We start from the raw sequence: 21,593 nt of genomic DNA, 5'->3' as shown, positions 1-21,593 counted from the left end.
GCCTTCGACGTGTCCGGCCCTTGATGCGCCCCCATGTGGCGTTGGTTGCTCCAGCCCTGCCCCACCACCACCCTCAACGGAGGCGCTGCGCGCCCAGCCCTGATTCCACGCACCGAACGCCACATTGGGGCGCTTCGGGGTGTCCAGGGGCGCTCAGCCGACGATGTCGATGTCGAACTCCTCGGCGGAGCTGTACTCGAGGTCGGCCCAGACCGCGCCCGGGAACTCGTACCGGCGGTGGGACATGACCTTCGGGTCGAAGCCCGGCTCGGTCACCGGGTTGTGCCCGATGCCGGACTTGTCGCTGCCCCAGGCGTAGATGTTGCCGAGCCACACCGGGTGGGCCGCGAAGCCGTCGCCGTTCAGGTGCGGGCGGATGATGATCGCCGAGGTCTCGCTGCCGGACAGGTACAGCCGCACCGCACTGCTGTTCATGCTGACCGGGATCTTCACGCGTTCCATCAGTTCGGTCACTTTCCGTCGATCAACGCCCCCGGTGAGATGGGCGTCGGTGTACGACTCGTCGAGATCGACGCCGCGGGCCTTGATCCCGGGCACCTGTCCTGTGCTGGAGTACTGATGCAGGTCGTAGCGCCCGGCCGCGGCGTCGGGGCGCGCGCCGTAGCGGGCGATCCAGATGACCAGGCCGGACACACCCCAGGTGTCGGGCCGCAGCTTCTTCGCCAGCGCGTTGTTCAGGTACACGCCGGGCCGGAAGCCCTGGCTCGCGACGTGGTTGCAGAAGGCCGTGGCGAAACCGCGCTTCTGCCCGTCCGGGATGTTCGGCAGCTTCGAGCTCGCCGGGTTGTCCTCCAGGTCGAGCATCGGCACGCACCCGGTCGCGCCGAGCCGCCGGACCTCGCCGAGGAAGACGTCGGCCTGGGCCTCCGGCCCGGGATGAGCCTGCACGAAGTGGTAGCCCCCGACCGGGATGCCGACCGACCGGGCGCCGTTGACCTCGTTGTCCCCCGGCCCGCCCACCGGCCGCCCGCCCCCGTCGGAGAGCTTGACGTAGACGTAGCTGACGCCGTGGTTCTTGACCCCCTGCCAATCCGTCACGGTCTGGAAGCTCCGATAGATGTCGATGCCCAGCGCCATGCCACCCAGAATGTCGATTTCGTCCGTACGAGTGAACCGCCAACCGTGCGGTCCCGGGGCACCGAATGGCGTAGCGGCGGCTACGCCGAAGAGCGGCTCACCAGCATGTGGGATCACCCGTAAGGTGAACATAGGGTGGTGTGATCGACACAAGGTGACATGAATGACGCGTGCGCCCCTGTCCGTCGTAGTGCCGGGGACCAGGACACCCCCGACCCGGCGACGGGGTGAAACTTACCGTCGTTACACCTCTCTTCGTTAGCATCCGCACATTTGTTCGCAGCCACGCGTCCCGATCGGGTGCCTCGCGCATCTCATCACCAAGTCCACAAGACGAATGGGGTCGCCGCGATGAGCACAGAGGGACTCTCGATTCCAGGCATCTCGATGGGCAGCCCCGGCGCGGGGGCTGCCGACCGGGTCAGGCGGGCGAGCCTGACCGGAGTCTTCGCCGCCCTTCGCCGCCCGACGGTCACGGTGGTGGGCGTCGAGGCGGCCGCCGTGCTGCTGGCCGTGCTCGACGTCTGGCTGGTCATCCCGCCCAAGGCCCAGCCGTATTCGGTCTACCTCTCGGCCGCCGCCTGCCTGGCCGTGGTGTTCCGCCGCCGGTTCCCGTTCCTCGCCGTGCTCGCCGCCGTGCCGGGCTTCCTCGCCGGGTGGGCGCAGCTGGCGTCGATGATCAACCTCGGCATGCTGGCCACGCGCCGGCAGATCCACTGGCAGACCTGGGTGGGCGCCGGGCTGGTGTTCGTCTGCCGGTTCGTGCAGTGGCCGCTCGACGACTTCGTGCAGCTGAGCTGGCGCGAGCACTTCCTCGACGGGATCTACGGCGTGCTGGTGGCCGGCATGCCCATCGCGATCGGCCTGCTGATCGGGGCCCGCGCGGAGATCTCGGCCAAGCTCGCCGAGCTGGCCAAGAGCCGCGACCGCGAACGCCGCTTCCACGCCGACGCCGTCCGTGCCGAGGAGCGCGCCCGGCTGGCCCGCGAGATGCACGACGTCGTCTCCCACCAGATCACCCTGATCGCCATGCAGGCCGGCGCTCTGCAGGCCCAAGCCAGCAACGAGACCCGCACGATGGAGACGGCGCAGGTGATCCGCCAGCTCTCGACCCGGACGTTGGAGGAGCTGCGCTCCCTGGTCAGCGTCCTTCGCTCGGGCGCCGGCGACGACGGCCCCCGCCCCGGCATCGGCGAGCTGGACCACCTGATCCGCACCGCCGACGTCCCGGTTCACCTGACCGTCGAGCGCCTGCCGGACACAGTGCCCAGCCAGGTCTCGGCCGCGGCGTACCGCACGGTGCAGGAATGCCTGACCAACGTGCACAAACACGCCCCCGGAGCCACCGCGACCATCCGGATCCAAGGCGGGAGCGGCGCGTTGAACATCGAGGTCCGCAACGAGCGCGCCAGCCGCGCCGGCGAGCGCCTCCCCTCAGGAGGCCACGGCCTCACCGGCCTCGCCGAGCGCGCCCGCCTCCTCGGCGGCAGCTTCGAAACGGCCGACACCGAAGACGGCGGGTTCCGCGTCCGGGCCAGGTACCCCCTGGAACGCTGACGCACCCCCGGTCCCCCATCCGAAGGGGCACCGCACGGAGACCGCAACCCGGCTCCAGCGGTGCCCCTTCGGTATTTCGGGGACTCGATTTCGGGACTGGGCTTGGCTTTCCGCCACCGATCCGGCCTCCCCACCGCAGCGCCCGGGCTTACCGGGGGCCGCCTGCCTCACCGAATGCGCCCCACTGTGCCGTTGGCGTCCAGCGCATCCGGGCATGAGAAAACCACCGGCCGGGCGGTGGAGAACCCGGTCGGTGGTTTCCGGAGCCTGGCGCCTTAGATCAGTTCCCGGCGCTGGCGGAGACGCTCGAGGGCTTCCGCGAGGATGGCTTCGCCGTCAGCATCGCTGCGGCGCTCCTTCACGTAGGCCAGGTGCGTCTTGTACGGCTCGGTGCGGGGCGCGGCCGGCGGGCTCTTCTCGTTCTGCCCACCGGGGAGGCCGCAGCGCGGGCAGTCCCACTCGTCCGGGATATCGGCCTCCATCGCGAAGGACGGACGGGCCTCGTGGCCGTTCGCGCACCAGTAGGACACGCGACGACGTGGGGCCGACTCACCTCGCTCCGATTCGCCCGAAGGACCGGCACCCACCCGGGTGCCGCGAATCGCGTTACCGCCAACCATGAATCCTCACACCTACGAATCGGCGGCGCGCCCCCCAATAGGCACGCCGATGCACTCACTCTGCGCGGGCTACCGGTCCGTCAGACCTTGAGCAGCAGGCCGAGGCCGATGATGCTGATCACCCAGATGGCGCCCAGCAGCAGGGTGATCCGGTCGAGGTTCTTCTCGGCCACGCTGGACCCGGCCAGGCTGGACTGCATGCCACCGCCGAACAGCGACGAGAGGCCGCCGCCCCGGCCGCGGTGCAGCAGCACGGCCACCACCAGCAGCACGCTGGTGGCGATCAACAGAATTTGGAGGAACAGCTTCATGTCATCCTCTGTAGTTCTCGGAGAACGCAGGGGCACGGCCAGGACCCGCTCGCGCGGATCTTCACCGTACCCCTGGGCTCGTCCACTGCTGTGTGACGGACCGGATACACAGGCTACCCGGTAGTGGCCCCGATCAGGGCAGCGGCCCACCGGCTGCGAGTGCGCAGAGTTTGGTGAACTCGTCGCCGTCGAGGCTCGCGCCACCCACGAGAGCACCATCGATGTTCTCGGCGGCCACCAGCTCGCTGACGTTGCCGGACTTCACCGAACCGCCGTAAAGCACCCGAACGGCCGAAGCCACCTCGTCGCCGTACTTCTCGTTCAGCGTGGCTCGCAGCGCCTTGCAGCACTCCTCGGCGTCGGCCGGGGTCGCGACCTTGCCGGTGCCGATGGCCCACACCGGCTCGTACGCGATCACCACCGACTGGACCTGCTCGGCCTTGAGCCCCTTGAGGCCCTCGACCAGCTGCGAGGTGGTGTGCGCCAGGTGCTCGCCCGCCTCGCGGACCTCGAGCTCCTCGCCCACGCACAGGATCGGCGTGATGCCGTGCTTGAGCGCGGCCTTGACCTTCTTGTTGACCAGCTCGTCGGTCTCGCCGTGGATCGCGCGCCGCTCCGAGTGCCCGACGGTGACGTAGCTGCAGCCCAGCTTCGCCAGCATCGGCGCCGACACGTCGCCGGTGTACGCACCGGAGTCGTGCGGCGAAACGTCCTGCGCGCCGTACGTCAGCGGCAGCTTGTCGCCGTCGGTGAGCGTCTGGACGCTGCGGATGTCGGTGAACGGCGGCAGCACCGTCACGTCCACCTTCGCGTAGTACTTCTCCGGCAGCGCGAAGGCGATCTTCTGCACCAGCGCGATGGCCTCGAGGTGGTTCAGGTTCATCTTCCAGTTGCCGGCGATGAACGGCTTGCGCGCCATCAGTTCTTCACCTCCAGCGCGACCACACCGGGCAGCTCCTTGCCCTCCAGGTACTCCAGGGAGGCGCCGCCGCCGGTGGAGATGTGCGAAAAGCCGTCCTCGGGCAGGCCCAGCTGACGCACCGCGGCCGCCGAGTCGCCGCCGCCGACCACGGTGAACGCGTCGCTGGCCACGAGCGCCTCGGCGACGGCACGGGTGCCGCCGGCGAACGCCTCGAACTCGAACACGCCCATCGGGCCGTTCCAGAACACCGTGGCCGCGTCGGCGAGCTTGCTCGCGAACAGCTTGCGGGTGGCCGGGCCGATGTCCAGGCCCTCGCGGTCGGCCGGGATCCCGGTGGCCGGGACGACCTCGTGCTCGGCGTCGGCCGCGAAGCCGGTGGCCGCGAGCACGTCGACCGGCAGCACCAGCTCGACGTTCCGCTTCTCCGCCTCGGCGAGGAAGCCCTTCACCTGGTCCAGCTGGTCCGCCTGCAGCAGCGAGTTGCCGACCTCGTGGCCCTGGGCCTTGAGGAAGGTGTACGCCATGCCGCCGCCCACGAGCAGGCGGTCGACCTTGGTCAGCAGGTTGGCGATCACGCCCAGCTTGTCCGATACCTTGGCGCCGCCGAGCACGACCACATACGGCCGCGCGACGTCGTCGGTGAGCTTCTTCAGCACTTCCAGCTCGGCGAGCACGAGCCCGCCCGCATACGCCGGCAGCACCGCGGCGACCTCGTAGACCGAGGCCTGCTTGCGGTGCACCACGCCGAACCCGTCGGAGACGAACGCCCCGCCGGGGACGAGCGCGGCCAGCTCGGCGGCCAGCTCGGAGCGGTCCACGGCGTCCTTGCTGGTCTCGCGCGCGTCGAAGCGCACGTTCTCCAGCAGGGCGACGCCGCCGTCGGCCAGGCCGGCGGTGAGCGCCTTCGCGGAGTCGCCGACGAGGTCGCCGGCCAGCGGGACCTCGGCGCCGAGCAGCTCGGCGAGCCGCTTGGCGACCGGCGCGAGCGTGTACTTCGGGTCCGGCTCGCCCTTCGGGCGGCCGAGGTGCGCGGTGACGACGACCTTCGCGCCCGCCTCGGCGAGCTTCTTGATCGTCGGCAGCGCGGCGCGGACCCGGCCGTCGTCGGTGATGCGGTCCCCGTCGAGCGGGACGTTCAGGTCGGAGCGCACGAGCACGTGCCGGCCCTGAACGCCCTCGCCCAGCAGGTCGTCGAGAGTCTTGACCGTCATCGGGTTCAGGACAGCTTCGAGCCGACGAGCTTGATCAGGTCCGCGAGGCGGTTGGAGTAGCCCCACTCGTTGTCGTACCAGCCGACGACCTTGACCTGGTTGCCGATCACCTTGGTCAGCGGCGAGTCGTAGATGCACGAAGCCGGGTCGGTGACGATGTCCGAGGACACGATCGGGTCGATGCTGTAGCGCAGGTAGCCCTTGAGCGGGCCGTCCGCGGCGGCCTTGTAGGCGGCGTTGACCTCGTCCACGGTCACGGACTTCTTCAGCGTCACGGTCAGGTCGGTGGCCGAGCCTGTCGGCACCGGCACGCGCAGCGCGTAGCCGTCCAGCTTGCCCAGCAGCTCCGGCAGCACCAGGCCGATCGCCTTCGCGGCGCCGGTCGAGGCGGGCACCACGTTCAGCGCGGCGGCGCGGGCGCGGCGCAGGTCCTTGTGCGGCCCGTCCTGCAGGTTCTGGTCCTGCGTGTACGCGTGGATCGTGGTCATCAGGCCCTGCTCGATGCCGAAGGCGTCGTTGAGGACCTTGGCCAGCGGGCCGAGGCAGTTGGTGGTGCACGAGGCGTTCGAGATGATGTTCTGCGAGCCGTCGTACTTCTCGTCGTTGACGCCCAGCACCACGGTCAGGTCCTCGCCCTTGGCGGGCGCGGAGATGATGACCTTCTTCGCACCGCCGGCGATGTGTGCCTTGGCGGCGTCGGCGTTGGTGAAGAAGCCGGTCGACTCGACGACGACGTCCACGCCCAGCTCGCCCCAGGGCAGGTTGGCCGGGTCGCGCTCGGCCAGTGCCTTGATGGTCTTGCCGTCCACGACGATGCCCTCGTCGCTGACGCTGACCTCGCCCGGGAAGCGGCCGAGGATGGAGTCGTACTTGAGCAGGTGCGCCATCGTGTTGACGTCGCCGAGGTCGTTGAAGGCGACAACTTCGATGTCGTGACCGCTCGCCTTCACGGCGCGGAAGAAGTTGCGGCCGATCCGGCCGAAGCCGTTGACACCTACGCGAACGGTCACTGCTGCCACTCCTCTGAATATCTCAGTACAAGGATCTTCGGTTCAGCTGTCTCGGTGCGGTTCGCAGCCGCGGGCGGCGGCGGACCGGAACCGGGGCGGGACCCCGGAATGCCTCCGGACTTCGGCGCAACCCTAGCGTGCGGGCGCGCGCGGCCCGGACTGCCCCAACGAGACTTCCACCACTGCGCGAACACGTCAAGAATCGATTAAGAAGCCAGCTCACGCGCTTGCGACGCCGAAACCGGATCTGTCACACGGCCGTGGGCGGACCACTCGCTTGATCGGTATTGGTGCCCCGGCTCACCCGCCCAGGTCACGCTCGGCCGGGGTCCGGAACCGCGGGATCACGCGCACCTCCCCCAGCCATTCGGTGAGCCCGGCGGCCTCCCGCTCGACGGCCGCCGCCTTGTCCGAGCCAACGTCTTCGAACAGCCGGGTGACGACCTCACCCGACGCGCGCTGGGCCCACGCCCCGACCACCCGCCCGTCGCTCCACACGGTGGGCCCGATGTTTCCGCTGCGGTCGAACAGGGCTTCGCGGTGGCCGCCGACGTACCAATCGCGCGCCGCCCAGCCCATGGCCGTGGGATCGAGCGCGGGTAGCAGAGCGACCCACGGAGCGGGCTCGGCGACCGGCTCGAGATCGTCGGCGAGGACCACCCCGGGCTCACCGTCGAGGTCGACCTCCACGGGTTGTACGGCGGCGAGCGCCTTTTTCGTCTGTCCGGCCGTCCACCCGGTCCACCAGCGCAGGTCGGCGACGGGCGCGGGGCCGAACGCGCGCAGCCAGCGGCGGGCCAGCTCCGCCCTCGCCTCGTCGGCGGGCCACGTGGCGAGCCCACCGGGCAGCCACCCGTCGAGCGGTGCCCACTGGTACTGGGTGCTCAGCCAGCTGCCGCGCGGCCGGCCGCGCACGATCCGCCCGTCGGCCGCGAGCTGGAAGAGCACACGGCTGGTGACGTTGCCGATCGCCGCGTACGGCTTGCCCTTGGCCATGTGCAGCTGCTGACGCAGGCGCGGCTCGTCTTCCACGAGTTGCTGCGCGGTGGCGGAACCGCGGGCGCGCAACGCGGTTTCAACGCTCTGCTCGACCTCCCGCAGCCACGGCCCCGGGTCGGGCAGGTTCTCCGGGTGGCCCTGGTTCGCGAGGTGCTGTTCGAGCAGTTTCCGTTGCTTGGCAGCGATTTCGGCCGAACAGCCCGCCTGCACGAGCGCCGCGGTGTCCACCCCGGTGACGAAAACCGTGCGGCGCATGCCGAGGATCCGCAGCAGGGTGCGGTCTTCGTACAACGCGCGCTCGACCCCGGCCACGGCGTCGGTGCCCGTCCGCGCTCGCACGGCCAGGTACACCGACGCCGGATCGGTGGCATGCAAGGCAACGACGCCGTCGGCCGCCTGTTCGGCCGAGGCGGCGGGGGCCGCGAGATGGTGCCGCACGCCGAGCCTGGCCCGGCGCTGGTCTGGGGTGATCTTCACAGGACAAGTTCTTACCAGCGGGGTACGACAAAAACGCGTGGTCGGCAGGTCGGGGCCAAGGACGCTGGGGCTCAGCGGCTGCGACTCCCGGCACGGCAAGAGGCAGCGCCACGACTCAACCGCAAGCATTCCCGCCCTCGCAGCAACAAAGCTCCGGCCACCGGCGAACGGCGCAGCGCGTGCGACGAGAACCCGGTGACGGGCCACCGCGGAAAAAACGTGGTCGGCACGCCGGGCCGGGTTCTACCCTCGGGCGCATGGTCACCACCGCGCACCTCGTGGCGTTCGCCGCGCTCACGTTCGTCATGGTTGTCGTTCCCGGGCCCAGTGTGCTGTTCACGATCAGCCGCGCGCTGACCGTGGGGCGGCGCGAGGCGTTGCTGACCGTGGTGGGCAATGCGACCGGGGTGTACACGCAGGTGGTCGCGGTGGCGTTCGGGCTGGGGGTGCTCGTGACGACGTCCGCGGCGGTGTTCACGGCGATCAAGCTGGCGGGCGCGGTGTACCTGGTCTACCTGGGCGTGCAGGCGATCCGGAAACGGCGCAAGCTCACCGAGGCGATGGCGTCCACCGTGCGCGCCGCCCCCGGGCGCACCTGGGCCGTGCTGCGCGACGGGTTCGTGGTGGGCTTCGCGAATCCCAAGTCGATCGTGTTCCTGGCCGCGATCCTGCCCCAGTTCGTCGACGCGGGCGCGGGTTCGGTGCCGGCGCAGATGCTGCTGCTCGGGATCTGCCTGCCGGTGATCGCGCTGGCCACCGACAGCGTCTGGGCCGTGGCGGCCGGCACGGCCCGCTCGTGGTTCGCCCGCTCGCCCCGCCGGCTGGAGCTGATCGGCGGGACCGGCGGGCTGGTGATGATCGGCCTGGGCACGACGCTCGCGTTCACCGGCCGCAAGGACTGAATCAGCCCAGCGCCGAAAGCAGCTCCGCGGGCCAGGACAGCGGCAGTCCGTCGACGTGGATCACGACCTGGTCGGCGCCCGCGTCGAGGTAGGCGCGCAGGCCGGCGGCGACGGCGTCGAGGTCGCCCCACACCGTGAGCGTGTCGACGAGGTGGTCGGACAGGCCGGTGATGTCGGCGTCGGTGAAGCCCATGCGGCGGAAGTTCGCGATGTAACCCGGAACGCTGGACAGGAACGGCAGCGAGCCGCCGCGCACGATTTCGCGGGCGCGGTCCGCGTCGGTCTCCGCGACGATCGGCACGCCCACCACCAGCTGGGTGTCCGGGCCGACGATCTCCCGCGCGGACGCGATGTAGCCGGGCGTGACGAGGTTCGGGTAGGCCGCCGCCGCACGGTCGCGCGCGAGCTCCAGCATCTTCGGCCCCATCGCCGAAAGGACGCGCTCGGCTTGCGGGACCACCGGGTCGATCTCGTCGAAGTACGCGTTCAGCGTGGCCAGCGGACGGGCGCCGTGCGCGCCGCCGATGCCCGGCACGAACCGGCCGGGGTGCGACTCGGCCAGCTCGCCGTACACCTCCGCCAGCTCCGCCGCGGGCACGTGGTCGACCGGCAGGATCCCGTTGGCCACGGTGATCCGCTTCGTCGCCCGCACGACGGCCGGCACGAGCGGCAGGTTGTTGCCCGGGCCGCCCGGCAGCCACAGCTCCGAAAAGCCGAGTTCTTCCAGCTCAACGGCTTTCTCCGCCGCGGCGGCGGTGTCCGCCGCGCCGAACACGGGACTGGCGACGCCCAGCGGGCCGAGTTTGTCCAGGCCGCGATCAACTCGGGCCTCCCCGCCGTTGTTCCCCGTCAGGCCGGGCGATCGACGGGAACCAGGTGAAGCAGCGACTCCAGCCCGGCGAAGTCCTGGGGATTGGTGGTGTACAACGGAAGCCGCCACGCGATGGCCGTGCTGGCGATCATCAGGTCGGCGACCCGTCGCCGCGGCGTCCGGCCCGCGGCCAGGACTCCGGCGAGCCGACGTGCTGCGGGCCGGCGGAAAGCTCGGCGAGGGTGACGGCGCTGATCGACAGTACGTCCGGCAGCTGGTGTCGCGTGATCCGGTCGGGTTGACGTGGCTTGCTGGAACGGTCGAGGCCGGGAGCCGGCCACTGCACGGGGAACATGGCCGGAGCGGGCCGCGAGCCGGTGACAGATGTGACTCCCGAGGTCCCTGAGATCCCAGTGACACAACGACACGCAGCGAATGCCTCATGGGCTGCACTCAGCGCAGCCAACGAGGCATCCGCTCCACCACGCCCGCGCCGGGATCACCGAGCGCCACACCACGAAACACCAGGCGTGGTCGATCCGACGGCGCGGGATCGCCGATGTTCGTGTCCGGCAACCCGTGAATTTCACTGGTCTCACCGCTCATACGGGTCGGACGCCCCACCGTCGAGGCTCGCATCAGACTCCGCGCGGAAGCTCTCCAGGTCTACCACGGGCGCGTGCTCGGATCCCCGGGCGAACTGCGCGCGGGTGACCGCCTGGGATCTGCTGCGCAGGTCCCGCTGGGTGATCTCGTGGTGGAGGCTCATGGGGCTATTCAACGGGATGAAGTGGCACGTGGTGCTACCCCGTGCCACACCACGCCTACGCCGTCTGTTCGTCCTGCGCAGGTTCCTCGGCATCGGCCGCGCCGCGGGTGAACATGCGCGTCGCCGAGAGGCGGGCGACGCCGTCGGGCTCGCCGAGGTCGTCCAGAGAAGTCCGGATGGTCGAGTCGACCGAGAGGTACTTGCGGCCCGCACGCAGGTCCGCGTCGTTGCGGAGGCGGACGATCAGCGGGAATTCCGCGAGCGCGCCGGCGTCGAACAGGCCCGTCGTGTAGATCAGCTGGACGCCCAGTGCCTCCGCGACTGCGCGCTGCAGCTCCAGCAGATAGCCCGCCGACGCGCGGCCGATCGGGTTGTCCAGGAACAGCACGCCGGAGTGCCGGTTGCGCGCCTTGCCGCGGTTGTTCGCGCGCAGCGCCGCGAGCGTGCAGTACAGGATGATCGCCGCGGTGAGCTGCTGGCCGCCGGAGAACACGTCGCGGATCTCGGAAACACGCTGGCGTTCGGTGCGCAGCACGGAGTCCGGCTTCAGCATGTCGACGCGGAAGCCCTTCGGCGCCGACACCTGGACTCCGCGCAGCACCAGGGAAAGCCCGTCTCGCTTGACGTCTCGGCCGTCGGCGGTCTTGCCGGCCGCGGCCTCGTCGACGACCTCGCCGAGCTTCTCCGCCAGCACGTTCTCCTCCAGCTCCGTGAACCGGATCCGCAGGAACTCCTGACCCGACCAGTCGCCGAGCCCGTCCGGCAGCCGCGAGACGCGCTGGGCCGAGCGCAGCGTCCGCAACGCGCCGTCGACCATGCCCTGCAGGCGCGTGATGATGCCGCCGCGGTGCCGGTCGATCTGGGCGAGGTCGTCGGTCAGCGTGCGCAGCCGCGGCCGCAGCGCCTCGGCCCACTCGCCCGCGTGCACCGGCAGCTGGTCGCGCTTCACCGAGATCACCTGCTGACGTACGGGTGTGCTCAGCTTCTCGAAGCGCTTCTCCGTGGCGTACTGGGCCAGCTGGTCAGCCGCCTCGCGTACGCGCTTGTCGCCGGTGTCCGCGGCTTGCTGCGCTTCAGCCAGTACGGCGTTGAGCTGGGTGTGCTTCGCGCGCGCCGTGTCGACGTCGCCGTCGTACGCAGCCTCCGCGGCTTCGGGTTGCAGGTGCGCGAGCGACTCCGCGAGCAGCGCGAAGCCGGACGCCGACGCCTTCGCCGAGTCCAGCGTCGCCTCCGCCGCCGCACGCCGCTCCTGCAGTTCCTCCCATTTCCGGGCCGCCGCCGAGACTTCCAGCGACGCGGCGTCGATCAGCTCCAGGCCGTGCTCGATGTCGCGCGGACGGTCGGCGGGGGCCGCGCCGGACTGCAACGGCAGCACTTCCAGCTCCGCCCGCCGCGTGGAGACCAGCCCGATCGCCTCGGTGCGCTCCTCCTCCACCGAGTCGACGACGCGCCGCGCCCGGGCCAGCGCCGCCGCACGAGCCGAGGCGTCCGAGCCGTCCGGGGTCTCCAGCAGCTCCGCCGAACGACGGCGCACGGCCTCGTCCAGCGACTCCAGCGCGGAGCCCGCGGCGGCCTCGGCCGATTCGGCCTGGTCCAGCTCGGCGCGCAGGTCGCTGCCGACCTCCACCTTCGCGTAGGCCTCGGACGCCGACGCGAAGGTCCGCCTCAGCGCGTCCACCGGCTCGGCCGGGGCTTCGACGTCCTCGCCCAGCTCGCCGGCGCCCGGCACTTCGGCCAGCTCGGCACGAGCGGTGGTGGCGGTACGACGGTGGCCGTCAGCGGTCCGCTGCTCCTCCCCCGCCTGCTCGCGCAGCCGCGCGGCCTTCGCCGCCGCATCGGAGGCGTTGACCTCCGCGCGCTCCGCGATCTCGCCCGCACGCTCGACTTCTTCGGTCCATTCGGCAACGCGCACCGCGCGCGTCGACAGCTCCGCGAGCCGTCGCGCCTTGTCCTCGGCCTCCGCCAACGCCACGCGCAACGCCGGCACGCGCTCGCGCAGCGTCGCCGCCTTCTCGCTCAGCCGCGCGAACTCCGTCTCCGCCTGAGTGAGCGCGGTCTGCGCGGTTTCCCTTGCGGTACGGGCGGTCTGGGCCTGCTCGGCCAGCGTCGCGATCGCGCCCGGCGGGTAGTCCTCACGCCAGGTGGTGAGCTTCCAGGTCAGCGCGCCGTCGGCCGACAGCGACTCGGCCAGCCGCTCCAGGCGCCGCTGCCGCTCGGTGTTGCGCTGCGCCACGGCCTCGCGCTCGGTGTCGGCCGCCTCCTCGTCGTACATCGCCGGGTTCGGCGGGACAATGAATTCGACGCAGGACTCGACGCCCGAAGACAGTGCCCCGTCCGCGGCCTGGAACGCGTCGGTCGTGCCCACCGCGATGACCGCGCTCGGCAGCAGCCGGCTGTTCGCCAGCACCTCGCGGGCCCGCGGCACCTGCGCGACGTCGTTCAGCAGCACCCCGGCGACCAGCTGCGGCAGCCGTTCCAGCACCTCGTCGCGGCGGACGGAGTCCAGTTTGGACAGATAGCGCCAGCCGGACCACGCCGTGATCCCGGCCTGCTCCAACGCGTCGAGGGCGGCCTGCACGTCCTGCGGCGGCGGCAGCAGCCCGCCCGAACCGAGCGCGGACAGCGCCCGCTCGTCGGCGGACTCGGCCATCCGCAGCTCGGTCTGCTCCCGCTCGACGGTCGCGCTCGCCTCGCGAAGCCGTTGCAGCAGAACGGGAAGGTCGCTCTCCAGGTTCACGTCGTCGGCGCCGAGCAGCTCGACCAGGCGGGGCTCCGCGGCGAGCGCGTCGGTACGGCGGTGCGCGCGGTCGAGGTCTTCGAGCGCCCGCACCTGGCGGTCCTGGGTGGACCCGGACAGCTGGTGTGCCTCGTTCACGGCTCGTTGCGCCGCTTGGAGATCCTCGGCGACGCGCTCCAGCTCCTGCTCACGCCGGGCGAACTCGGCGGCGGCACTCTCAGCCGCGGCCCGGGCCGTGCGGGCGGCCTCGGCGACGTCGGTGCCCGCGCTCAGCAGTCCACTTCGGACGGATCCGGAGATCTCCTCGCGCAGCTCGGCGATCCGGGCGGACAGCCCACGGGCTTCGGCGCGACGCCCGGCGGCCAGGTTCGCGGCCTCGTCCCGGTCGGTCTGCGCCTTCTCCGCCTCCGCGCGCAACGCGTCCGCGTGCGCCTCGGCCTTGTCGGCCTGCCGCTGCGCGTCGCGGGCCAGCGCGAGCAGGCCCCGGCCGAGCGCCGACGCCGCCGCGTTGCGGGCTTCGAGCGCGGGCTTGGCCTTCTCCTCGCGGTTGCCGACCAGCTCACGCAGGTCTTTCGCCTTGCGGCCGGCGTTCAGCTGGTTCAGCACGGTGGCGGTCTCGCGCCAGGCCTCGGCCTCGGTCTTGGCTTCGGCCAGCTCGGCGTCCACGCGCTTGCGGGCGGACTGGGCCTCGTCGAGGCGCAGCACCGCGACCAGGCGGCGCAGCTCGGTGACCCCGGCGGCGAGGCGGCGGTGGTCGCCCTCCGCGAGCTTCTCCGCCGTCTTCACCTCTTCGACGTGGTCGTCCAGGCCGTCCAGCCGCGCGTTCTCCAGCTCGTTGCGCGCGTGGATCCGCCCGGCCAGCTCCTGCAGGTCCGCGCGCGCGACGGCGGCGATCCGGCGGGACGCGGCGGCGACGCCCTCCTCTTCGGCGAGCGGGCCGAGGAGCTCGAGCGCACCGGACACGAAGTCCTTCTCCGCCAACAGGTCCCCGCGCTGGGCCAGGTTGTGCGAGTAGGTCGAAACGACCTGCGCGAGGTCCTTCGGCTCCTCCTCCGAGAGCACCGCGCGCAGCAGGAACTCGACGAAGGCCTCGTCGGTGGAGAACTGGAACGCGTCCGCCGCCTCTCCCTCACCGGCGTTCATCGCGCGCTGGTAGCGGAACAGCTCGGTGTCCAGGCCGAGGCCGTCGAGCCGGCCGGTCCACTCGTGGTGCCGGCGCGTCCAGAACAGCTCCAGCTCCGGCTCGGCCAGCGCCGAGGCGGCGATCCGGTCGTGGAAGCCGGACATGGTGAGCAGCCGCGACTCCTCCGTCAGCGGCAGGGAGTCCAGCGCCAGCGCGGGCGTCGGGCGGAAGCAGTACCAGGAGTCGACCAGGTTCTCCGAGTCCGCGGACGTCACGTGCCCGCGCCATTCCGAGACCTTGCCGGTGATCACCCGCTGGCCGGTCTCCACGTGCAGCCACTCCAGCGCCACGTGCGAGACGTCCTTGGCCGCCACGAACTTCTCCAGCACCTTGGTGCTCGTGGTGCCGACCACCTGGCGGCGGCCCGGCAGCATCACCGAGAAGATCAGCTTGATCAGCACCGACTTGCCGCCGCCGTTCTCCAGGAACAGCACGCTGGCGGGCGAGGGCCGGCGCACCGGGCCTCCGGCGTGGATCCCGGCGCTGAACAGCGCGTCCTGCTTGGGCGCGGTGATGGTGGCGCCGACGCCGCTGAAGTCCAGCACCACGTCCTGGTAGCGGGCGCCCGCGGGGCCCACCGAGTGCAGGCGGACCCGCGAAAGCTCGTACATCGAAGTCCCCTCTTACTGCAGCGTGTCCGTGGTGGCCGCGCGCAGCGTGCCCCCGGCACCCGCGACCGCGACGACGTCGAGTGCCAGCAGGTCGTCGAACGCCGCGTCGGCGGCCAGCTCGCGCACCTGGATCTGGTAACGGCCGGTGGTGCGGTAGGTGCCGCCCTGCTCGTCGCTCACCGGCACCAGGAAGCCCTGGTCGGCGAGGAACCGCAGGGCGCGCGCGACCATGCCCCGGGTGGTGTCGGCGGCCATCCGGCCGTCCTTGGTGGCCGCGGCGGCGGGGCGCCGGGCGTACGCGCGCCAGGCCTGCTCCAGCTCCGGCGCGTCGGCCAGCGGGTCGTTGTTGGCCTCGGCCTGCTGCGCGCGCTCGTCGAGGATGCGCGCGGCCTCGCGGACCATCGCGTCCACCAGCTCGACGCTGACGCGGCCGATGTACGTGTCGTTGGCCAGGTCGTCCGGGCGCGGGTAGCCCAGGGCCGCGGTGGCCAGGTGGATCAGCCCGTGCAGCACCTTCTCGGTCTCGCGGCGCTCGCGGATCTTGCTCTGCCGCGCGTAACTGTCCATCTTGATCTCGAAGATCGACTCGTCGGTGGCCGCGAGCACCGCGCCCGCCTGCTGGTTGACCTCCAGCACCATCAGCCCGAGGCCGGACGCGACCGCGTGGGTGAGCGCCTTGAACGCGTTGTCCTCGGCGTACCGGCGGACCAGCTCGCCGTAGACGACGTCGCGGGCCGGCAGCTGCTTCGGCCGCATGCCGAACGCCACCAGCCGGGCCGCGGCCTCGGCGTCGACGCTCGTGTGGGTCACGGCCATCTCAGGCGACCTCCTCGGTCTCGTCGGTCTCGTCGGCGCGCTCGACCCCGGCGGTGGACAGCAGCAGGTCCGCGCCGCCGAAGTCCGGGTCTTCGAGCAGGGTCCCGTCGTCCACGGCCAGCAGCACCTGGCGTTCCCCCTGGCGGCGCGCGGCGCCGACCTCGGGACTGTAGGCGTGCAGGGCGCGCAGCGCGACCAGCGCGGGCAGCCCCGGCTGCTTCGTCCGGCGCGCGTCCTCCAACAGGCCGGACAGCCGGCGCGGCACCTCGGGCAGGTCGAGCAGGTCGTCGGCGAGGCGCCAGACGTCGTCGCCGAAGCGGTCGGTGACGTCGGCGGGCATCAGCTCCGGCTCGGGCACCTCGCCCACCAGCTGGTCGCGCTCCGGCACGGGCCGAAGCAGCATCGAAACGAGCGACGACAGCGAAGGCACCACCGGCGGGGCGATCCCGGCCACGGCGTGGAAGAAGTGCTCGGCGGGCGCGACGGCGTCGGCCAGCGGCAGCCCCAGCGTCGGCACCAGCAGCTGGCCGAACAGGTCGATGGTGGCGCGCTGCGGCGGGCCGGAGAACTGCTGGCGGTCCTGCTCGGCGCGGAACACCGCGCCCGCGTCGGCCAGCCGCGACTGCAGCCGGGTGTGCCGCCGGATGCAGTCCGCGACGATGTCGACCAGCTCGGCCGCGCGGCGCTTGTGGTCGACGTCCTCGGACTCGTCGCGCGCGGTGGTGATGTTCTTGAGGATCGCGTTCTCCGCCCGGAAGCGGGACTCGATGTGGCCCAGCGCGGAGTCGATCAGGTCCGGCACCTCGCGCTCCCAGTCCACGGCCCGCACGTCGCGCCGGGTGGCGTCGAGCTTCGCGCGCAACGTCTCCCCGTACTGCACAGTGCGGTAGCGCGCCTGCTCGGCGGCGAGCTTCGCGTCGGCCAGCCGGCCGCGGTTGATCAGGTTCTCCAACTTCACCTCGGCCGCGATCTGCGCCGACTCGACGTCGGTGTCCAGCGCGCCGACCAGCACGTTGATCGCCTCGTCGGTGGCGCGCAGGTAGACCTCGCCGTCCGGGGCGGCCAGCTCGACGAGCAGCTTGAAGTCGAACTGGCGCCGCTGGTAGCCGCCCGGGCCCATGGAGCCGTAGACGCGCCGGAAGCCGCGGTCGGTGGTGCCGACGTTGATCAGGTTGTCCAGCACCCACTTCGCCACCCGCACGTGCTCGTCCGGCGTCCGCGACCGGGCCTGCTGCGCGATGAACGGCAGCAGCCGGTCGATCACCTGGTCGTGGCCCGCGCCGGTGTCGAAGTCCATCGCGATGGTGACCTGGTCGATCGTGTGCAGCGCGATCTCGGCCATCTGGTAGACCGTGGCGTCGGCCCAGTCCAGCTTCGCCTTGCGCGCGTCCAGGTCGTGCAGCGGCGCGGTGCAGGCGAGCGCCTTCAACCGGCGGGTCAGCCCCTCGTCGGCCAGGCCCGCGGCGCCCATCTCGTCGTCTCGCACAGCAGGCCAGGCTAGTCGGCCTCCCCGGGCGCCCGCACGGGTGACGGGCTAACGTCCACCCCATGCGGGAGATGATCAAGGACGAATGGTGGCAGTTCGCGAGTTCCGGCACCCGGACCGGCGCGCTGGGGCTGGTGCGCGCGAACGGCGCCCCGATCGTGACGCCGGTGTGGTTCCTGCTGGACGAGACCCCTTCCGGAGACGAAATCGTCTTCACCACGGGCACCGACACCCTCAAAGGCAAGGCCATCCGCCGCGACGGCCGGATCTCCCTGGTCGTGGACGACCAGCAGCCGCCGTACTCGTACGTCCAGTTCACCGCCGAAGCGCGGCTGACCCAGGACTTCGACGAGATGCTGAAGTGGGCGACCCGGCTGGGTGAGCGGTACATGGGCGCCGAGCGGGCGGAGGAGTACGGGCGGCGGAACGCGGTGCCGGAGGAATCCCTCGTCCGGGCGAAGATCACCAAGGTGATCGCACGGGCTGATATCGCTGGGTGAGGGTTCGGCGCCGGGTTGCTGCGGGGCTCGTTGCGAAGCCCAACGCTGGTTCGTTGCCGGGTTTACTGCGGGTTCGTTACGAGGTTCGTCGCGGGGTTCCTCGCGGGGCATTCTGCGGGTTCGTCACGCGGTTCGCTGCGGGGTTGATCGCGAGGTTCGTTGCGGGTTCGTCGTGAGGGCGCCGCGGGGTTGGGTGCAGGCCGGGTTCCTGAGTGGGGACCCGGCCTTCTTTCTGTCCTTTTCCGGGTATCCCGGCCACAGACTGTGAGGACGTGGTTCGGTATTGACATCGCCCGGTCGGAGATGGTGTGATCTCACCCATAGATAGGAAAGTTTCCTAACTATATCTCTCGAGTACCGGCCGAAGTCCTCTGACGGACCTCGCGGCCGACGCCGGTGTCCCCCGCTTTCCGGTGCTGGAGGAGGTTTTCGTGGCGATCCGCTTGACCTGGCGCACCGCGCCCGGCTCCACGAGCCCCGGCTCCGCGGACGTGCCCGCACTGCCGCGACGGCGCGAGGGACATCGGCACTACGCCCGGTTCGCCGGGCCTACGGACTGCGCCCGGGGTGACCGGAGCGGCGCCGGTCACCCCGGGCGCACACCACTCGCTGACGCTTCGCCGACCGACTCGCTCAGCAGAGCGACGAGCGGCGCCACCGCCGACGGGAGATCTCTCACCGTCGCCGAGGGGAGCCCACGCGCCACCACCTCCGCCGACGACGGAGCAGGTGCCGCGGCTGACGGCAGGCCACTCCCCCGCTCCTGAACGGAACACCCTCCCCGCCCCTCAAGCGAGGGCCCCCGGCCGTGGCCGGGCCAACCGGAGCGGCGCCGGTTGTCCCGGCCACGCACCACAGGCTCGTGAGTGGCCAGGACGGTTCTAACCGTCATAACCACTCACGAGTCCCTGAGTCCACAGTGGACAGCCGTCACCAGCCGAACAGCTTCGCCATCACCCGCGCGCACCTATCGGTCATCGCGGCCGCCGATTCGGCGGGGCGGTCGATCCACCAGCCGATCAGCGAATCAACCACGCCAGTCCAGACGTGGGCGACCACTTGGGTGTCCACAGGGTCCGACAGGCCGCGGGAGCCGAGCAGCTGACCCGCGCCGATCAGGGCGAAGGCGTCCAGGCGGGTGCGGTAGTCCTCGGCCGCGGCGGCGATTTCGCCGGTTGACGGGACCGTCGGGTCGCGGAGGAGTTTCCAGGCGTAGCGGTCCTGGTCGAACGTCTCGAAGATCGCCGACAGGACGGCCAGGGGCATGCGGTCCGGTTCGCCGCCGGCGGCCATCGTCTCCGCGACGCCGCCGGCCAACTGGTCGCCCGCGCGGCGCAGGCAAGCCAGGTACAGCCCGTCCTTCGAGCCGAAGTACTGGTACAGCAACGGTTTCGTGACACCCACGCGGCGCGCGATCTCCACCATCGACGCACCCGCGTAGCCCGCGCGGCCGAACTCCTCGGTGCCTGCCGCGAGGATCTGCGACTCGCGTTCGCCGCGTGGCACGCCCTTCGTGCCGACGGCCCTTGACTCTGTCACAGGCCAGAGCCTACCTTAATTGACCCGTAGGTAAGTTACCCAAAGGTCAGTTAAAAGGAGAGGCGACGTGGCCGACTTCCTGGCGCACCTGCGCGACCCGGTGCTGTACGCGATCCCGGTCTTCCTGCTGTTCGTCGCGATCGAGATCGTCGCGGTGCACGTGCTGGGCCACGACGACAACGTGATCGGCTACAGCGTCGAGGACACCCGCACCAGCCTGCTGATGGGCGCCGTCGCGGTCGGGGTCAACGCGGTGTTCCGCCTGGTCATGCTCTTCGTCTTCGCCGCGCTCTTCGAGCTGGCGCCGGTGCGGTTCGACCCGCGCGACTGGTGGACCTGGGTGCTCATGCTGCTCGGCCAGGAACTCGTCTTCTACGCCTACCACCGCGCGAGCCACCGCGTCCGGCTGCTCTGGGCCGGGCACCAGGTGCACCACTCCAGCGAGCACTACAACTTCTCCACCGCCCTGCGGCAGAAGTGGACGCCCTACTTCCAGCTGCCGTTCTGGTCGGTGCTCGCGCTCGCCGGCATCCCGCCGTGGATGATCCTCACCGGGCTGTCGATCGACCTGGTCTACCAGTTCTTCGTGCACACCGAAAAGGTCGGGAAGCTGCCGCGCTGGTTCGAGTTCGTGTTCAACACCCCGTCACACCACCGCGTCCACCACGGCAGCGACGCGGAATACCTCGATGCGAACTACGGCGGCATCCTGATCGTCTGGGACCGGCTGTTCCGCAGCTTCGTGCCCGAGGGCAAACGCCCGACCTACGGCCTCACCACGAACATCGGCACGTTCAACCTGCTGAAGGTCGGCTTCCACGAGTACGGCTCGATCCTGCGCGACCTGCGCGCGGCGACGGGCTGGCGTCAACGCGCCGGTTACGTGTTCGGCCCGCCCGGCTGGTCCCCGGCGCGCGGGCAGCGCGAGCCGATCGCCGCATCGGTGTCCGACACGGTCTGACGATCGGCCCGCGCTCCCCTGGCGCACAACGGGTTTACGCGGTGTCCTGCAGCTGGTTCTCCGGCCGCAGCGCCACCGGCAGGCTCGCCAGCGGCGGCCGCTGCTCGCAGGTCAGGTCGGTCAGCACCAGTTCGCGGTCGACGCCGCCTTCGGAGGTGCCGCGCTGGAACTGGGCCAGCAGCGTGGCCGGCGGGACCGCCGTGACGAGCCGGCCGTAGCGCTCCAGGCGGTCGAACAGCGTGAGCATGATCTGCCCCGCCATCCGGCCCAGCGCGTGGGTGCTCTGATGCCGGTGCACCCGGCGCCCGAGGTCCACCTGGGCGAGCGCGTCCAGGCCGCGGGCCTCCAGCAGGTCGATCAGGTGGCCGATCTCGACGCCGTAGTTCGCCACGAACGGGATGCTCTCCAGCACCTCGCGCCGTCCCGCGTACTCGCCCGCGAGCGGCTGCACGAAACCCGAGAGCTCCGGCCAGAACATGTTCAGCAACGGCCGCGCGACGAGCTCGGTGACCCGCCCGCCGCCGTCGGCCTCAGTGCCCGCCGAGCCGGTGAGCGGGCGGTGGTAGAAACCCTTGACGTAGCCCACCGCCGGGTCGGTCAGCAGCGGGCCGAGCAGCCCGGTGACGTAGTCGGTGGTGAAGTCGTACAGGTCGCCGTCCACGAAGACGACCAGGTCGCCGGTGGTCGCGGCGACCCCCTTCCACAGCGCCTCGCCCTTGCCGGCCAGGCCGCCGAGCTCGGGCAGCACCGCGTCCTGCGCCACGACGTCCGCGCCGGCGGCCGCGGCGACCTCCGCGGTGGCGTCCGTGGAACGGCTGTCCACCACCAGGATCTCGTCCACCAGCGCGTGCCGCTCCATCAGCTCCTCGCGGATGGCGGTGACGATCGCGCCGACCGTCGCCTCCTCGTCCCGCGCGGGGATGACCACCGAGACGCTGGTGCCGCGCTTGGCGGCGGCCAGCTGCGCGGCCGTCCAGTCGCCGGCCCGGCCGCTGCGCCGGTTCAGCCAGGTGCCGACCTCCGCCGAGACCTGAAGCTGCGCGCGCTCCCCTGTGCCACTCGTGCGCATGCCT

20 protein-coding genes are annotated in these 21,593 nt (G+C 71.1%); 4 read left to right on the top strand and 16 right to left on the bottom strand.

Going from position 1 to position 21,593, the window contains the following annotated elements; genetic code table 11:
• Positions 1 to 153 precede the first annotated feature (153 nt).
• A complete protein-coding gene (locus OG371_RS31440; RefSeq protein WP_329059096.1) occupies positions 154 to 1,098 on the bottom strand; it encodes a glycoside hydrolase family 25 protein in 945 nt (314 codons plus the stop codon).
• Positions 1,099 to 1,449: 351 nt separating this feature from the next.
• Between OG371_RS31440 and OG371_RS31435 the strand changes: the two genes are divergently transcribed.
• Entirely contained in the window at positions 1,450 to 2,655 is a 1,206-nt protein-coding gene (locus OG371_RS31435) for a sensor histidine kinase (RefSeq protein ID WP_329059095.1), read from the top strand.
• 275 nt (positions 2,656 to 2,930) lie between these two features.
• Here OG371_RS31435 and OG371_RS31430 read toward each other — a convergent pair whose 3' ends face one another.
• From OG371_RS31430 to OG371_RS31405, 6 genes are all read right to left on the bottom strand, one after another.
• Positions 2,931 to 3,275, bottom strand: coding sequence for an RNA polymerase-binding protein RbpA (locus OG371_RS31430; RefSeq protein ID WP_329059094.1), 345 nt, complete (start codon positions 3,273 to 3,275; stop codon positions 2,931 to 2,933).
• 80 nt (positions 3,276 to 3,355) lie between these two features.
• Positions 3,356 to 3,586, bottom strand: coding sequence for a preprotein translocase subunit SecG (gene secG, locus OG371_RS31425; RefSeq protein ID WP_091618852.1), 231 nt, complete (start codon positions 3,584 to 3,586; stop codon positions 3,356 to 3,358).
• Positions 3,587 to 3,719: 133 nt separating this feature from the next.
• Entirely contained in the window at positions 3,720 to 4,505 is a 786-nt protein-coding gene (tpiA, locus tag OG371_RS31420) for a triose-phosphate isomerase (protein ID WP_329059092.1), read from the bottom strand.
• Entirely contained in the window at positions 4,505 to 5,719 is a 1,215-nt protein-coding gene (locus tag OG371_RS31415; RefSeq protein WP_329059091.1) for a phosphoglycerate kinase, read from the bottom strand. Before OG371_RS31415 ends, tpiA begins: the two co-directional genes overlap by 1 nt.
• Before the next feature lie 5 nt (positions 5,720 to 5,724).
• On the bottom strand, positions 5,725 to 6,729 hold the full coding sequence (gap, locus tag OG371_RS31410) for a type I glyceraldehyde-3-phosphate dehydrogenase (RefSeq protein WP_329059090.1): 1,005 nt from the start codon (positions 6,727 to 6,729) through the stop codon (positions 5,725 to 5,727).
• A gap of 300 nt (positions 6,730 to 7,029) precedes the next feature.
• On the bottom strand, positions 7,030 to 8,205 hold the full coding sequence (locus OG371_RS31405) for a winged helix DNA-binding domain-containing protein (RefSeq protein WP_329059089.1): 1,176 nt from the start codon (positions 8,203 to 8,205) through the stop codon (positions 7,030 to 7,032).
• A gap of 257 nt (positions 8,206 to 8,462) precedes the next feature.
• Between OG371_RS31405 and OG371_RS31400 the strand changes: the two genes are divergently transcribed.
• Entirely contained in the window at positions 8,463 to 9,107 is a 645-nt protein-coding gene (locus OG371_RS31400; RefSeq protein WP_329059088.1) for a LysE family translocator, read from the top strand.
• A 1-nt stretch (position 9,108) separates the two neighbouring features.
• Here OG371_RS31400 and OG371_RS31395 read toward each other — a convergent pair whose 3' ends face one another.
• The 7 genes from OG371_RS31395 to OG371_RS31365 form a co-directional block, all read right to left on the bottom strand.
• A complete protein-coding gene (locus OG371_RS31395) occupies positions 9,109 to 9,900 on the bottom strand; it encodes a TIGR03620 family F420-dependent LLM class oxidoreductase (RefSeq protein ID WP_329073321.1) in 792 nt (263 codons plus the stop codon).
• A 169-nt stretch (positions 9,901 to 10,069) separates the two neighbouring features.
• Complete coding sequence (locus OG371_RS31390) at positions 10,070 to 10,273, bottom strand: hypothetical protein (RefSeq protein ID WP_329059087.1); 204 nt, start codon at positions 10,271 to 10,273, stop codon at positions 10,070 to 10,072.
• Positions 10,274 to 10,371: 98 nt separating this feature from the next.
• Entirely contained in the window at positions 10,372 to 10,524 is a 153-nt protein-coding gene (locus OG371_RS31385) for a hypothetical protein (protein ID WP_329059086.1), read from the bottom strand.
• The gene (locus OG371_RS31380) at positions 10,514 to 10,687 is read right to left on the bottom strand and encodes a hypothetical protein (protein ID WP_329059084.1); all 174 of its coding nucleotides are present in this window, start codon (positions 10,685 to 10,687) and stop codon (positions 10,514 to 10,516) included. The genes OG371_RS31385 and OG371_RS31380 overlap by 11 nt, the downstream gene beginning before the upstream one ends.
• Before the next feature lie 55 nt (positions 10,688 to 10,742).
• A complete protein-coding gene (locus tag OG371_RS31375) occupies positions 10,743 to 15,218 on the bottom strand; it encodes a hypothetical protein (protein ID WP_329059083.1) in 4,476 nt (1,491 codons plus the stop codon).
• 12 nt (positions 15,219 to 15,230) lie between these two features.
• Positions 15,231 to 16,034 (bottom strand): hypothetical protein, encoded by an 804-nt coding sequence (locus OG371_RS31370; RefSeq protein ID WP_091618832.1) that lies wholly within the window; start codon positions 16,032 to 16,034, stop codon positions 15,231 to 15,233.
• A 1-nt stretch (position 16,035) separates the two neighbouring features.
• Positions 16,036 to 17,505 carry a hypothetical protein gene (locus OG371_RS31365; RefSeq protein WP_329073320.1) on the bottom strand — a complete coding sequence of 490 codons (1,470 nt, stop codon included), beginning with the start codon at positions 17,503 to 17,505 and terminating at the stop codon, positions 16,036 to 16,038.
• Between the two features lie 77 nt (positions 17,506 to 17,582).
• On the opposite strand from OG371_RS31365, the gene OG371_RS31360 reads away from it, so the two are divergent.
• The gene (locus tag OG371_RS31360) at positions 17,583 to 18,020 is read left to right on the top strand and encodes a PPOX class F420-dependent oxidoreductase (protein WP_329059081.1); all 438 of its coding nucleotides are present in this window, start codon (positions 17,583 to 17,585) and stop codon (positions 18,018 to 18,020) included.
• A gap of 930 nt (positions 18,021 to 18,950) precedes the next feature.
• Here the strand turns inward: OG371_RS31360 and OG371_RS31355 are convergent.
• Positions 18,951 to 19,559, bottom strand: coding sequence for a TetR/AcrR family transcriptional regulator (locus OG371_RS31355; RefSeq protein ID WP_329059080.1), 609 nt, complete (start codon positions 19,557 to 19,559; stop codon positions 18,951 to 18,953).
• 67 nt (positions 19,560 to 19,626) lie between these two features.
• Between OG371_RS31355 and OG371_RS31350 the strand changes: the two genes are divergently transcribed.
• Positions 19,627 to 20,520, top strand: a complete 894-nt coding sequence (locus OG371_RS31350; RefSeq protein WP_329059079.1) for a sterol desaturase family protein — start codon at positions 19,627 to 19,629, stop codon at positions 20,518 to 20,520.
• A gap of 34 nt (positions 20,521 to 20,554) precedes the next feature.
• On the opposite strand, the gene OG371_RS31345 is transcribed toward OG371_RS31350, so the two are convergent.
• Entirely contained in the window at positions 20,555 to 21,589 is a 1,035-nt protein-coding gene (locus OG371_RS31345) for a glucosyl-3-phosphoglycerate synthase (protein WP_329059078.1), read from the bottom strand.
• Positions 21,590 to 21,593: the final 4 nt, after the last annotated feature.

The sequence above is a fragment of the Amycolatopsis sp. NBC_01480 genome (assembly GCF_036227205.1).
GTDB lineage: Bacteria > Actinomycetota > Actinomycetes > Mycobacteriales > Pseudonocardiaceae > Amycolatopsis.
This window is presented reverse-complemented; position numbering and strand designations above follow the sequence as displayed.

Bases quoted from the DNA above. Each gene is read 5' to 3' on its own strand.
- OG371_RS31440 (WP_329059096.1), bottom strand. From the start codon at position 1,098: ATGGCGCTGGGCATCGACATCTATCGGAGCTTCCAGACCGTGACGGAT.
- OG371_RS31435 (WP_329059095.1), top strand. From the start codon at position 1,450: ATGAGCACAGAGGGACTCTCGATTCCAGGCATCTCGATGGGCAGCCCC.
- OG371_RS31430 (WP_329059094.1), bottom strand. From the start codon at position 3,275: ATGGTTGGCGGTAACGCGATTCGCGGCACCCGGGTGGGTGCCGGTCCT.
- secG (WP_091618852.1), bottom strand. From the start codon at position 3,586: ATGAAGCTGTTCCTCCAAATTCTGTTGATCGCCACCAGCGTGCTGCTG.
- tpiA (WP_329059092.1), bottom strand. From the start codon at position 4,505: ATGGCGCGCAAGCCGTTCATCGCCGGCAACTGGAAGATGAACCTGAAC.
- OG371_RS31415 (WP_329059091.1), bottom strand. From the start codon at position 5,719: ATGACGGTCAAGACTCTCGACGACCTGCTGGGCGAGGGCGTTCAGGGC.
- OG371_RS31400 (WP_329059088.1), top strand. From the start codon at position 8,463: ATGGTCACCACCGCGCACCTCGTGGCGTTCGCCGCGCTCACGTTCGTC.
- OG371_RS31390 (WP_329059087.1), bottom strand. From the start codon at position 10,273: ATGTTCCCCGTGCAGTGGCCGGCTCCCGGCCTCGACCGTTCCAGCAAG.
- OG371_RS31385 (WP_329059086.1), bottom strand. From the start codon at position 10,524: ATGAGCGGTGAGACCAGTGAAATTCACGGGTTGCCGGACACGAACATC.
- OG371_RS31380 (WP_329059084.1), bottom strand. From the start codon at position 10,687: ATGAGCCTCCACCACGAGATCACCCAGCGGGACCTGCGCAGCAGATCC.
- OG371_RS31375 (WP_329059083.1), bottom strand. From the start codon at position 15,218: ATGTACGAGCTTTCGCGGGTCCGCCTGCACTCGGTGGGCCCCGCGGGC.
- OG371_RS31370 (WP_091618832.1), bottom strand. From the start codon at position 16,034: ATGGCCGTGACCCACACGAGCGTCGACGCCGAGGCCGCGGCCCGGCTG.
- OG371_RS31365 (WP_329073320.1), bottom strand. From the start codon at position 17,505: ATGGGCGCCGCGGGCCTGGCCGACGAGGGGCTGACCCGCCGGTTGAAG.
- OG371_RS31360 (WP_329059081.1), top strand. From the start codon at position 17,583: ATGCGGGAGATGATCAAGGACGAATGGTGGCAGTTCGCGAGTTCCGGC.
- OG371_RS31345 (WP_329059078.1), bottom strand. From the start codon at position 21,589: ATGCGCACGAGTGGCACAGGGGAGCGCGCGCAGCTTCAGGTCTCGGCG.